At 44.5% G+C, this 13,167-nt stretch carries 10 protein-coding genes and 2 pseudogenes; 8 read left to right on the top strand and 4 right to left on the bottom strand.

Annotated elements, in window-relative coordinates:
• Positions 1-53 precede the first annotated feature (53 nt).
• Complete coding sequence (locus IQ246_RS02225; RefSeq protein ID WP_193999708.1) at positions 54-824, top strand: TIGR03943 family protein; 771 nt, start codon at positions 54-56, stop codon at positions 822-824.
• 3 nt (positions 825-827) lie between these two features.
• On the opposite strand, the gene IQ246_RS30745 is transcribed toward IQ246_RS02225, so the two are convergent.
• On the bottom strand, positions 828-953 hold the full coding sequence (locus tag IQ246_RS30745) for a hypothetical protein (protein WP_255515423.1): 126 nt from the start codon (positions 951-953) through the stop codon (positions 828-830).
• On the opposite strand from IQ246_RS30745, the gene IQ246_RS02220 reads away from it, so the two are divergent.
• Positions 940-2,442 carry a hypothetical protein gene (locus tag IQ246_RS02220; protein WP_193999706.1) on the top strand — a complete coding sequence of 501 codons (1,503 nt, stop codon included), beginning with the start codon at positions 940-942 and terminating at the stop codon, positions 2,440-2,442. The two genes, IQ246_RS30745 and IQ246_RS02220, sit on opposite strands and share 14 nt — an antisense overlap.
• A 493-nt stretch (positions 2,443-2,935) precedes the next feature.
• On the top strand, positions 2,936-4,501 hold the full coding sequence (locus tag IQ246_RS02215; protein ID WP_193999704.1) for a hypothetical protein: 1,566 nt from the start codon (positions 2,936-2,938) through the stop codon (positions 4,499-4,501).
• A gap of 78 nt (positions 4,502-4,579) precedes the next feature.
• Here IQ246_RS02215 and IQ246_RS02210 read toward each other — a convergent pair whose 3' ends face one another.
• Positions 4,580-6,697: an NAD(P)/FAD-dependent oxidoreductase gene (locus IQ246_RS02210; RefSeq protein ID WP_193999702.1), complete on the bottom strand. Its 2,118-nt coding sequence runs from the start codon at positions 6,695-6,697 to the stop codon at positions 4,580-4,582.
• Positions 6,698-6,857: 160 nt separating this feature from the next.
• On the opposite strand from IQ246_RS02210, the gene IQ246_RS02205 reads away from it, so the two are divergent.
• Positions 6,858-7,091, top strand: a complete 234-nt coding sequence (locus tag IQ246_RS02205) for a hypothetical protein (protein ID WP_162399192.1) — start codon at positions 6,858-6,860, stop codon at positions 7,089-7,091.
• A 290-nt stretch (positions 7,092-7,381) separates the two neighbouring features.
• Here IQ246_RS02205 and IQ246_RS02200 read toward each other — a convergent pair whose 3' ends face one another.
• On the bottom strand, positions 7,382-8,086 hold the full coding sequence (locus tag IQ246_RS02200; RefSeq protein ID WP_193999701.1) for a class I SAM-dependent methyltransferase: 705 nt from the start codon (positions 8,084-8,086) through the stop codon (positions 7,382-7,384).
• Positions 8,087-8,199: 113 nt separating this feature from the next.
• Positions 8,200-9,870 (bottom strand): citramalate synthase, encoded by a 1,671-nt coding sequence (gene cimA, locus IQ246_RS02195; protein WP_193999699.1) that lies wholly within the window; start codon positions 9,868-9,870, stop codon positions 8,200-8,202.
• Positions 9,871-10,049: 179 nt separating this feature from the next.
• Between cimA and IQ246_RS02190 the strand changes: the two are divergent.
• The 4 genes and pseudogenes from IQ246_RS02190 to IQ246_RS31170 all read left to right on the top strand — a co-directional run bounded on the left by IQ246_RS02190 (position 10,050) and on the right by IQ246_RS31170 (position 13,071).
• Positions 10,050-10,391, top strand: a pseudogene (locus IQ246_RS02190) ((2Fe-2S)-binding protein).
• 49 nt (positions 10,392-10,440) lie between these two features.
• Entirely contained in the window at positions 10,441-10,794 is a 354-nt protein-coding gene (locus IQ246_RS02185; protein ID WP_193999697.1) for a hypothetical protein, read from the top strand.
• A 213-nt stretch (positions 10,795-11,007) separates the two neighbouring features.
• A pseudogene (gene thiO / locus IQ246_RS31175) lies at positions 11,008-12,193 on the top strand (glycine oxidase ThiO); the annotation flags it as partial.
• Entirely contained in the window at positions 12,175-13,071 is an 897-nt protein-coding gene (locus tag IQ246_RS31170) for a thiazole synthase (protein WP_370588446.1), read from the top strand. The pseudogene thiO and the gene IQ246_RS31170, both read left to right, overlap by 19 nt.
• Positions 13,072-13,167: the final 96 nt, after the last annotated feature.

Genomic DNA, 13,167 nt, shown 5'->3' with positions numbered 1-13,167 from the left:
ATGTCCAAATATTGACTTTTGACTCTTGACTTTTGACTCTTGACCCTTGTCTAATGACTAACCAAAACAGCAAATCTAAAATACCCAATAAATTACTCCCGTGGCTGGATGTAGTAGCAATCACAGCCTGGGGTATTTTGATGTTGAAATACTGGCTGACTGGCAAGCTGAATTTGTTGATTCACCCAAATTACTTTGGGTTGACAATAGTGGGTAGCATTGGCTTAATCATTATTGGCTTTTTTAAAGCACAGGAACTTTGGCAACGGCGGCGGCGTGATTTGCCACCAAGCGCCCAGCATAATACTCTATTTCCTCCTGGTTGGGGTAGTACTCTATTGTTGACAACAGCGATTTTGGGTTTCATGATCACACCGCAAGTCTTTGCCAGTGATAAGGCACTCCAACGCGATGTTACCGATTTATTGGGAACAGCACGCATCAAACCCCAAGCATTTCGAGCTACTGTTCGTCCAGAGGAGCGATCGCTCGTAGATTGGGTACGCACTGTCAACGTCTATCCTGAACCAGATGCATACACAGGACAAAAAGTCAAAGTGCAAGGATTTGTCATGTACCCACCAGACATAGGAAAAGAATATTTCTTCTTGGCGCGATTTGTTCTAACTTGCTGTGCAGCAGACGCTTACCCCATAGGATTGCCAGTCAAACTACAAGATAACCAAGAGCGTTTCTCTGCTGATAATTGGCTAGAAGTAGAAGGACAAATGGTGACAGAAAATCTGGCAGGTAAACGCCAACTAACCATTGCTGCTACCTCCCTAAAAAAAATTCCTCAACCTAAAAATCCTTATAGTTATTAGTCATTAGTCATTAGTCATTTGTCCCTTGTCCTTTGCTGAGAACCAATGCCCCATGCCCAATGCCCAATGCCCAATGCCCAATGCCCCATGCCCCATGCCCCATGCCCAATGACCAATGACCAAATCCAAAGTATTTACCCAACCACTAGACCGTATAGCAATCCTACTGATGCTACTGCTGAGTTTGCTGATTGGGTTCATGATATTACAAGGTGATGTTGTCACAGCTCGCGTCCGAAATTTTAGCTGGCAAAACCAACAAATCGGGGCAGAAGATATTTCCTTCACCCTAAACTTTAGCCGCCCAATGGACACAAAAAGCGTAGAGGATAACTTAAAGATTGATCCGCCTCTAGCAGGTAAAGTAAGTTGGGCAGGGCGGCGAATGGTATATACATTGTTGACACCAGCGCCCTATGGCACCAATTATCAAGTGAAGTTGCAGGGAGCGAAAGATAAGTTTGTCCAACAAGAAGGCAAAAATAGGGTGATACAGCCCTTTACAGGTAGCTTCCGCACACGCGATCGCGTCATCCTTTACATCGGAGCCAATCAAGAAGAACGAGGGCAATTAGTTCTCTACAACTTAACCCAAGAGCAAAAAAGGGTACTTACCCCCAAAGACCTAGTTGTAATGGACTTCGAGCCATTTCCCAATGGGGAGAAAATTTTATTTTCTGCTCGCACCACAAAGAACCAAGATTTACTTTCGGCTCAGTTGTACACAGCGACAACAGGCATTTCTGGAAAATCTGGAGAACAAGCAGAACCATCTGCTAAAGTTGACCTGATTTTAGACAGTAAAGACTATCAAAATCTAAAATTTGATTTGTCCCCCGATGGCGAAACTATTGTCGTCCAGCGGGGAAACAAAGCTAATCCCGGTGACTTTGGACTATGGTTTATGCCAGCAACCAACAACGGTTCAGGAGAAAAACCTACCCTTAAACGCCTGCAAAGCCAACCGGGGGGAGACTTTATGATCACGCCAGATAGTAAAGCCGTAGCAGTTGCTCAAGGACAGGGAGCAGCAATTCTACCGCTGCAAGGAGATGCTAATAAACCTCTGGATTTTCTGCCGCAGTTTGGCTTAGTACAGGCTTTCTCCAAAGATGGCTCTCAAGCTGCAATGGTAAAGTTTAATACAGATTACACGCGAGATTTATTTTTGGTGACAAACCAAGGCGTGCAGAAACAATTATTAAAAACAACAGGCTCAATTATCAACTGCCAATTTGATACGGCTTCATCTACCCTCTACTGTTTGCTGACACAGCTAGTGTCAAAGGAACAATACATAGAACAGCCTTATGTAGTAGCAATTGACCTGAAAACTGAACAACAGAAACCACTGCTAGTACTCCCTCCCGAACAACGGAATGTGCAAATGAGTTTATCTCCCGACGGTTTGGGTTTGATATTTGACCAAGTAGTACCACAGACAAACTCTACAGGCTCATTACCTGAGAACACTTTGAAAACTGATGATGGAGATGCGATCGCTACCAGTAGCCTGTGGTTAATGCCTTTATTACCCATCGCCGACGCCGCCGCAACTGTTGAAATTAGACCAGAACAATTGCCCTTAGTTGGATTTCGTCCTCGTTGGCTATCTTGAAAATAGTGCTGAGTCAAGGGTCAAGGGTCAGTATTTATTCTTGTGCTTCCCTCCTCCTCTGCCCCGATTGTTGAGCGCTAGCGCTGAGCGTAGCCGAAGTGTAGTGGAAACACTGCCCCTCTGCTCCCAAATTTATTGATAGTGATGTAAGAGTGTTTGCTAAATTATGTACAGCGCTAAAGTTTATATAGCGTGTAAATATTTGTCGGCTAATTAATACCATAATTATTTACTAAAGTCAAGCAGTATCAGACCCTTCATCGGCATTTAAACTAGAAGCCCTCTCGTACCGAAGCTTGACGGGGCAGAGCCTCATAGTGTTATAACGGCATCAGTTCTAGATGCAAAATGGGAAACTCTAAATTAATGACTAATTACTCATGCTTGGGGAGAGTTAAACTTGGCATCTAGAGTAAACCCTAAACGGACACAGTTGATCAGCAATGCTAACGCCAGCACTGCTGAATATTTTTAAGCAGGTGGGTCAAGAGTAATGAATGAAGCTGACACCTTAAACCAAAGGGCTGTGATAGAATCCCTAAATTCTGCTAATTCGCCACAACTGGAGCAGGCGAGTTGTCCTTTTTACTCAGTTGTGCCTAATGAAAATATGGCAGTTACAAAATTGCCACTCCTCAAGCCAGCCGAAGATAGACATTACGAGACTGAAGTTCCACAGTTCTCACAAGATACCACTCAACAAGACTGGGTTGCAGAGCCTGAAAAAGACAAACAAGTACTTATTGACTCGGAATTTCAGAAGCTGCTGGCGTTGAATGAAGAATTACGTGCTGCTAATAATGGCTTATATGAGCAAGTGGAGCAGCTAAAAGACGACTTAGCTGAGTCTGAAAAGGTTTTGCAGTGGCAGAAAACCCGCTCCAGTGTCACTGAGTCTATGCTCAACCAACACACTCAGGAACTGTCCGCCGCCCAAGAACAAATAAAATCGCTTTTCCAACAGTTAGAGACTGCGGTACAAACTGTTCAACACCAAGAGATTTTCATTGAAACTTATAAAGCACAGCTACAAATTAGCCAACAACGCCTTGCTCAATTAGAGCGAGAATGTGCGTTGCTGCAAACTAACTACAGTGAACAGTCTCAGCAGCTATTGCAAGCAGAAAATACTGGTCGGGAGTTACGTACTAGACTTATGCGACAACAACGCCAGACTCTGCAATTTAAAGCAGCTCTGGAAAAATGTTTAGAGACACCCATTCCTAGCTATGACTCTTTAGACGATGCTGCAAAACATCCCAAAGACATAACTAGCGGACAAGGCAGATTTTCAAGAAAAGCTCGGTCTTTATTTCCAGACGTACAGCCAATCAAACCTTGGTCAGCAGAATCAGAATCCTTGAGTGACAACTTAGATAGTTCTTGGCGAGAATCGTCAACATCACCGCCATATCAAATAAATGAACCCGCTTCGACTCCTCCATCATCTTGGAACTGGTCAGTCAAGAGAGACACGCCAACACCAGCACAACCAGACCCTTCCCCAGAACTTGATGATTCTCCAGAGACACCTGAAGTTTCACCTTTAGGGTCATCAAACCTAGATCAGCAATTAGATAGTCTGATCCAAATGTTTTTTGCCTCTCAGTCTGCATCTGTCTCACCGCCACCGCCTATTGCTCAAACTCCAGTAGATAGCAGTCAGGCTAGTGCACCTACTTGGGAATCTTTAGCATCAATTTTGGAAGATGAAGAACCAGAAACTGCACCACAACAGGAATTTGAGGAGCCAGTTGCAGAACAAATAAATCCTCCTGCAACTACCTCTATTTCCTGGACAGCAGATGTTGCAATCTCACCAGCCAATAACTTACCAGTTTCTGCGACTTCACCTCATACCGAGACGAATGCTGAAGAAACTGAAGATTACTGGTCACAGTTGGAACTATCCGCAATCAATTTATCTGAAAATTCATCAGATGACAACACCAATGATGCTAATTCGCCTTCACCAGTGGTTTATCCCCAACGTCCACCCAAGGGGCGCAAGTCGTTAGCATCTGTGGAACTGCCGAATTTTCGTCCAAATAGTCAGTAGTCAAAGGTCAAGGGTCAAGGGTCAAAAAACTCTAGATTCTGGACTATTGACTCTTGACTTCGGACTCTTGACTCTGGATTAATTCAAAATTCTCGCTTCTGACTTTTGAATTAGTGTTGGTGGAGTAGCTTTTACTACCTGATTACGCGATCGCGGTTTACCACTTGCGATCGCATAATTAATAGTCAGCAGTCGCAACCACAATCCTGGATAGCGGGGTTCCAGCCAAGGTTTAATCCGGTTTAGAAGGCGCGGGAACCATTTACTCAGCAAGGCACTGATCAATGCATGACGACCGAAGTTAAAATAATTACCTAGCCACCTGAGCAAATCTCTTGGCCCAGCAAGTTCCCAAATCCATAGCAACAAGGTAGGATTTTTGCGAGCTGCTTTCAGTGCTAGGCGATTAAAGGTTAACCAATCACATCTATCTTTGATGAAATTATCTGCCACTTCTAGGGGTTCGTCTACTAACAACCCAAAGAAGGTATTGAGCATGGCGTTAATCCGCTGGGGTGGTAAAAATTTACCCGTCGGAACCATCATGCCTTTGGAAAATAACCAAGTTACAGAAACATTGCTTTGATAAGCGCGAATTTGGTTCAAGTGTTGGAAACTCAACAGGTCATGTTTGAGCGCGGTATCCAACAGTGTCGTTAGGCGCTCTAAGTTGCGAACTAGAGAACCAAACCCGGTAAAAACTAGGGGAGACTGGAGTGATGCAGCATCGCCGATCGCAATCAATCTATCAAAAGCAACTGTGCGATCGCTACTGTCTATACTAAAATGTCCGGGTATATAGCCAAATGTCGGCTTTTTCCACACTAATTTGTCCATATCGCACCTGCGATACTCTGGCAAAATTGTGAAGAAGTCTTCGTACATCTCCAACAATGAACCAGGATTTTCAAGATTAACTTCGTGGTAATGAAATAAATAAATTGTCAGTTCTTCATCTGCTCCAGGAAACAATTCCCAAATCAACTGTCTTCCCCGCGAGATATCTCCGTGACTATAAAGAACATCTCCATACTGAGAATCCCACACTCCTGACTCAAATCCGCCCTCAATTACTGCTCCTACTGTTGGACATACACTGTCAAAGGCACGACCACCATTTAATTGCCAAGCAATTGGAGAGGCAGATCCCATTGCATCTACTAGCAGTCGTCCACTTACTTGCTTCTCTGTTTGGCTGGGTAAATGCTTGACTGTAACTATTACTTGTGATTTATCAATATTTGCGCGGATAAACTCTGTTTCATCCGAGATTTCACCACCTGCTGCTTGTAACTTTTGTCCACACATCTGTAGCCATTTCTCGGAATCTAAGCCTAAATTTAGCACTGTGGGTGTGTGTAAGACAGGCGATCGCAGTTTAGACGGATTATTGGCATCAAAAAATTTATTGAATCCGTCTTTGTACTCCCTAGCAATAATAGTTTCTAACTCAGCGGGCGTTGCCAAACCCAGGTTAACTAAGCTTTGAATCTCATCGCGGGAAATATTCCATTCTCGATTCATCCGCCCAAATGGCATTCGCTCTAGTAGCAAGACTTTGTATCCCAGTTTTGCCATCACTGCTGCATGAATCACGCCTAACGCGCCGCCAATATAGATGATGTCGTAGGTTGGTGATGAAGAGGGGGAGGGTGGGAAATTTTTCTCTGTACTTCTGTTGTGTGAGAACACAACCTGTCGCGGCTGCTGGGGATTGCGTACCCCTTCACGCCATCTTTGTTCCCACCAGTAGGCACGCTTGAGGTCATATTCCCCATTGGGCATTTTCTGAAAATACTTGACGGTGAGGGGATAGACAGAGCTTAGTGCTGCAAAAATTGATTGTTGGGATAAATCAATCGCTGGCGGTTCTGGGTAGTGATGCGGAAAACGGCTCCTGATTTCTGTGGCCAAACGTTGGAGGATTTGTCCCTCTCCAGGAAAGGGTTGATCTGCCCAACGAAACACTTTCAGATAGGTAGTTCGTTGCACCGACCAGACAAATACAGAAAGTTCACTAGGTAATTTTTCGGGAATAGCCTCACTAGCATTTGTAGTTCCAGCAGGTGTTCTCAGGCGAAAGCCTTCCGGGGTCAGCACCTTTTCCCCATTTGCTGGTTTGAAATCTGTTTGCAACCAGTTACGTACAGACGCCGTATCCGGAGTCGGAATTTCTAAATAAAGGATTTCTCTCATCTTTCCCTGACATCTCCGATCAATCTACTCACTAAGACAGATTTTACAAAGGCAGAAAGTACGCTACACTCCGCCCTATTAGTTGCATAAAGATTCAGTAAAGAAATTTTAAGAGTTTGTCAAGTTTATTGTTCATTTTTTATTTCTGTTAACCCACGCCATGAATTATCCCATTCCAGACAGTCCCCAAGAAATTGTTGCCCTGCGACAAAAGCCTGTTGATGAAGAATTAGTTGCCGCTGCGATCGCTGGAGTCGTTAAAATTGTCCGCGCTCAGGGTCAATCCTTGGAAGAATTAACCGCTCAGGTACTAGCGGATGACTCAATGCTGGATCGGCAACAACGACGCTGGCTGAGCAAATTGCTTGCCCAAGCCTGGGAAAATTTCTCCTAGAACGTTGGTAAAATCAAGTCCTTGTCGCAGGCATCGACCACGTATTTGCAGCATTAGCTTTTTATATCTGTGCCTATATTGTCGGTTGCGTTTTCGGTGTGGGAGTAACAATTATTGTTTGTCTGGAATTGGACACTGTACTGCTATTTTTGCATTCACAGTAAACAAGCCACTAATTTAACCATATCAGTACTAGGCACTAGTCAAGAAAAAAGCAAAAGGAATTACTTTTACCTCTTATAAGGTGAGTCCGACGGGTTTAAAACGCTTAAAAAAAGCTGAGGTTGAAATTATAGCGTTTCTCGGTTGCCTACAATACGCTCTTTTTCCCATAAAACTGAATAACGCCAGAACAAGTGCTTCCTGACGATTGCTCCCGTTAGCACTTTTGTATAAATTTGCTGTGCTTGTGATTGAGTTAGGTACTTGTCTGTACGACCATGCTCTCTCCATGCTTCCACTTCTTCCAGTGTTGGTCTGATACGCTTATTTCTAAACACTTGGAATATCCAGCTAAGTGGGACAGCAATCACATCACTCAAGCTGTCCCTTACAATCTCATGTTCTAGTAAGTCTAAAACTAATAATTTGCCACCCAGTTTTAATGTAGTCTTCAAACTGGGCAGTAAGCTCTCAAGTGGCAAATGGTGGAAAGTTGCAATAGAAGCGATCGCATCAAAATGATCAACTGGAAACTCCCACTGCAAGATGTCAGCTACTTGAAAATCGATATTCGTATAACACTCACACTGGCGCTTAGCTACTTCTATCATTTTGGCAGATAAGTCTATCGCAATAACCTTGTTAGAGCGTTGAGCCAACAAACCAGAGAATGTTCCAGTACCGCAACCGATTTCAAGAATGTTTGTACAGTGGGTTGGTAGTTGTTTCAGCAGGAAACTGTGATAGTGACTGTTGTGATTCCATGTTGGCTGCTCTAGTAATGCAATTCGGTCAAAGTCAGTCTGTATCTTTTGAGTTAGTGTTTCCCTCATGTTCCTGCCTCGTTTTTAGCAATTGAGTCTAGAAACTGCTGTTGGCTGGCGATCGCTTCCCATTCTCATAGAAAATAGAGCGTAGATGACCCATGAGTATATGGTGATTTTTGTCAACTAGAAGTTTTCACCGCAGCTTCTGCTTGGGAATGCAATAACAAACCATATTCCAAACCCTCGACTACCGCTTGATAGGAAGCCTCCAAAATATTGGTAGAAACCCCTACCGTAGTCCAGCGTTGATAACCATTGCCTGATTCTACCAACACACGGGTTTTCGCCGCCGTCCCTGTATGTCCGTTGAGAATCCGCACTTTGTAATCTGTCAATTCAAAAGTCGCTATCTGAGGGTAAAAGTTCACTAAAGCCTTGCGTAAAGCTGCATCCAAAGCTGCCACCGGGCCGTTGCCTTCTGCTGCCTCCAGAATATTTTTACTGTCAACAGCTACTTTAACTGTGGCTAGAGCGTTGCTAGTTTCTTTTCCCTCAATCAAGTCACAGTGGACTTGAAACCCTTTAATTTCAAAGAACTGCTGGCGATCTCCCAAAGCTTCGTGCATTAACAGTACAAAACTTGCCTCTGCTGCCTCAAATTGAAATCCTTCACTTTCGAGATCTTTGAGGCGCTGAAGAATTTCCCTAGCCTCTGCCTTTTGCTGATCGAGTTCAATTCCAAAACTGCGAGCTTTAGCTAAAACATTGCTGAGTCCAGACTGTTCAGAAATCACAATGCGGCGACGATTTCCAACTTGTTCTGGCTGAATGTGTTCGTAAGTCAGAGGATTACGTTCCACGGCTGATACATGAATACCGCCTTTATGAGCAAAAGCCGAACGTCCTACGAAGGGAGCATGTTCATCGGGGGCAAGGTTCACTACTTCGCTAACAAAACGACTAGCTTCTGTAAGTTGCGTTAGCTGGTCTTCTGTGATACAACTGTAACCCAACTTCAGTTGTAAATTAGGAATTAACGAACAGAGGTTAGCATTACCACAACGTTCACCGTAACCGTTGATTGTGCCTTGTACCATGTTTGCCCCTGCCATAACGGCTGCTAAGGCGTTAGCAACCGCCATTTCCGAATCGTTATGAGTGTGAATGCCAATTTGGGGCATTGGTGATTGGGAAGAGTCTTTCCCCATTCCCCATGCCCCATGCCCCATTCCCCATTCCCCAGTCACTCCTACCACATCTTGAACGATTTGGCTAATTTCATGAGGCAAAGTACCGCCATTGGTATCACAGAGAACTAGCCATTCAGCACCAGATGCGATCGCAGCTTCTAATGTCTGTAAAGCATAATCTGGATTATGCTTGTAGCCATCAAACCAATGTTCGGCATCGTAAATAACGCGACGCCCTTGAGAACGGAGATACTCAATCGTGTCACGAATCATTGCCAAATTTTCTTCTAATGTTGTCTTGAGGCTTGTTGTGACATGTAAATCCCAAGATTTGCCAAAAATCGTCACCCAGCGAGTCCCTGCGGCCAGAATAGCTTGTAGCAACGGTTCATCTGCGGCAGTCATGTTAGGGCGTCGAGTTGAACAAAAAGCAACAATTTCTGCTTGTTTAAGCGGATTTTCTTGGAGTTCCCAGAAAAATTGTACATCCTTAGGATTAGCACCCGGCCAACCACCTTCAATGAAGGGAATTCCCAGTTGATCGAGTCTCCGGGCAATGCGTAACTTATCCTCTATCGATACTGACAGCCCCTCGCGCTGAGTGCCATCCCGTAGTGTAGTGTCATAAAGCCAAAGTTGAGGTGAGAAATTTGTGGTCATAAAACTGGACCGACGAGACAACTTTCAAGGCAATGTGTCAATATACAACAAAAAGCCAGTTTGGCAATCTAAAAATGCCTAAGGTTCTAGCTGAAGGTAAAACGATTGAATGCAAGAGCGTAGTGCCTCCACTCAGCCACACTTGCTTAAAGCAAGTATTCACCTATCTTGCCTTGAGTTTGCACTTGAGAAAAAGACGGTTTGGGGCACATACGAAAGAGATTGGAGCAAATTTACGAACAATTTTGCAGCAAAATGGTATCAACCTCTACAATGGCGGTGCTAAGGTAATAAACTGTCACATAATCGACAGTTATGCTACCTGCGTAGTTAAAGTAGAAAGCAAAGTATCAGCCGCAAATTGGCGTAGCAAAGTGCGGCAATGGTCTGTGGTTAAGCCACAAAACCTAATGAATGCGATTGCTTCTTCCTCATTCTCCTACAGCAGACCTGCCTTTAGCCTGCCAAATTCAGGTTTAGGCGATGTGAAAGTGACAAAATTTGATGGATTTTTAGGTTAAGGTTCTCAAATAGTGTGGACACCAGAAGGTTAAAAAGGAGCAAAACAAGATGGGTAGATGGACACCCTTAATTCTGATGGCTGGCGGCTTAGCAATTCTGCTCGGTACGTTACTAGGCATCAACTTTCCAATGGGCGGACAACAAAGCGCTAACGCTCCCAGTGACAAAAAAGCCAGAGTCCTTCCAGCTAATATCAATGTTAATAGCACAGCAGGCAGCAGAAATGATGATGCTGCATCTCAAACAAATGAAAGCAGGGGTAGTGTTGCATCAGATAGAAATGAAAGCAGGACTAGCGTTGCCCAGAATAACGCTGCCGATGACTCAACTGAAGACAGCACTACAGATACTCAATCAACTGATGCAAATCAAAGCAACGAACCAATTCGAGCCTTATGGTAGTGGTTACTAGTACAAAAAGCGACTAGACAAAAATAAAAGGCTATAACGTTCATAAAATCTGATTTTTTGTCTGTTTCTACCTGTCTAGTTATTCTTGCTGTACTGTACTAGTCATTAGTTACAAGTTATGAGTTATCAGTCGTGAGTTAGTTAGTTATGAGTTATTAGTTATGTACTAATAATAAGTGGCTAATGATCAATGACTAATGACTAATGACTAGTGAGATTGTAATTATTGGTGGCGGCATTATTGGTTTATCGATCGCCATTGAACTAAAACTGCGCGGGACACATGTCACCGTGCTTTGTCGTGATTTCTCCGCCGCATCTACCCACGCCGCTGCTGGGATGTTAGCACCAGATGCAGAAAATATCTCTAATGAGGCAATGCGCTCCTTGTGCTGGCGATCGCGTGCTTTATATCCCGAATGGACACATAAAATAGAAGAACTGACTGACTTAAATACAGGTTATTGGCCCTGCGGTATCCTAGCACCGGTCTTTGAAGAAGAGGCAAAGACGAGGGAAGAAGACAAGGAGGACATGGGGACAAACAGAGATAATAATGCTTCCTCCCCCTCCTCTTCCCCGGCTTACTGGTTAGACAAACAGACAATTCATCAATATCAGCCAGGATTGGGAGCAGAAGTAACTGGGGGCTGGTGGTATCCTGAAGATGCACAAGTTGATAACCGAGCTTTAGCGCATGTGCTATGGAAAGCAGCAGAGTCTCTTGGTGTTGAACTCAAACAAGGCATCACAGTAGAAGCAATTAGGCAACAACAAGGACAAGTTACTGGTATCCAAACCAATGCTGGAGTAATCCAGGCTGCACATTATGTTTTAGCCGCAGGTGCTTGGTCAAATGAATTATTACCAATAGCTGTGCGTCCTCGAAAAGGACAAATGCTGAGAGTGCAAGTACCAGAATTGGTGCCAGAGTTACCCTTGCAGCGGGTTTTATTTGGGCAGGATATTTACATTGTACCGAGACGCGATCGCGCAGCGTCTCTAAAAGAGAAGCGATCGCTGGTGATTGGGGCAACAGTTGAAGATGTTGGCTTTACTCCCCACAACACCCCAGAAGGTATTCAAGCACTACTACAAGCAGCGATCCGGCTATATCCTCAATTACAGCATTATCCCATCCAGGAATTCTGGTGGGGATTTCGCCCAACCACCCCCGATGAATTACCCATTCTCGGTACTAGCCATTGTAAAAATTTAACCCTTGCCACTGGTCATTACCGCAATGGGATTCTGCTGGCGCCCATAACAGCAGCATTGATTACCGATTTAATCTGTCAGCAGAAGTCTGACCCTTTACTTTCTGATTTCCACTATTCGCGCTTCCACGCTAAGCCATTTACCCGCACTTCCATGCTCACTCACTCTGCCAATTTTTCCAACGGGCATCTTCCTACCGGATCTATACAAAATTCAGCACTCTCCTGTACAGACGCGATTAATCGAGTTTCTACTCTGGACTCAGCACTAACTATTGCTGGTAAAACCTTCCAATCTCGCTTGCTAACGGGAACTGGCAAATATCGCAGTATCGAGGAAATGCAACAAAGCGTCGCCGCCAGTGACTGCCAGATTGTCACTGTGGCTGTGCGGCGAGTACAAACCAAAGCGCCGGGACATGAAGGTTTAGCTGAAGCCCTAGATTGGACTAAAATCTGGATGTTGCCCAATACCGCAGGTTGTCAAACTGCGGAAGAAGCAATTCGAGTTGCTCGTTTAGGGCGAGAAATGGCAAAATTATTGGGGCAGGAAGATAATAACTTCATCAAGTTAGAAGTGATACCAGACCTTAAGTATTTACTCCCGGATCCGATTGGGACACTACAAGCAGCAGAACAACTCGTTAAAGAAGGCTTTGCCGTATTACCTTACATCAACGCTGATCCCATGTTAGCCAAGCGTTTAGAAGATGTGGGCTGTGCTACCGTCATGCCTTTAGCTTCACCGATTGGTTCCGGACAAGGGCTGAAAACAACCGCTAATATCCAGATTATTATCGAAAATGCAAATGTGCCAGTGGTAGTAGACGCTGGTATTGCCTCCCCCTCCCAAGCCGCAGAAGCGATGGAATTGGGGGCAGATGCCTTGTTGATTAATAGTGCGATCGCCCTTGCCCAAAACCCAGCAGCAATGGCTCGTGCCATGAATTTGGCAACAGTTGCTGGCCGTCTAGCATACCTTGCTGGCAGAATGCCCATTAAAGACTACGCCAGCGCTAGTTCACCTCTGACTGGGACAATCACTAGTTAGGGAATGGGGATTGAAGACTGGGGACTGGGAAAGAATTCTTTTAATCCCCAACCCAATGCCCCATGCCCAATACCCCATGCCCCATGCCCAATGCCC

Origin of the sequence: aff. Roholtiella sp. LEGE 12411 (assembly GCF_015206995.1) — a bacterium.
Taxonomy (GTDB): Bacteria; Cyanobacteriota; Cyanobacteriia; order Cyanobacteriales; family Nostocaceae; genus Komarekiella.
The sequence above is the reverse complement of the archived record's forward strand: the minus strand, read 5'-3'. Positions and strand labels throughout refer to the sequence as shown.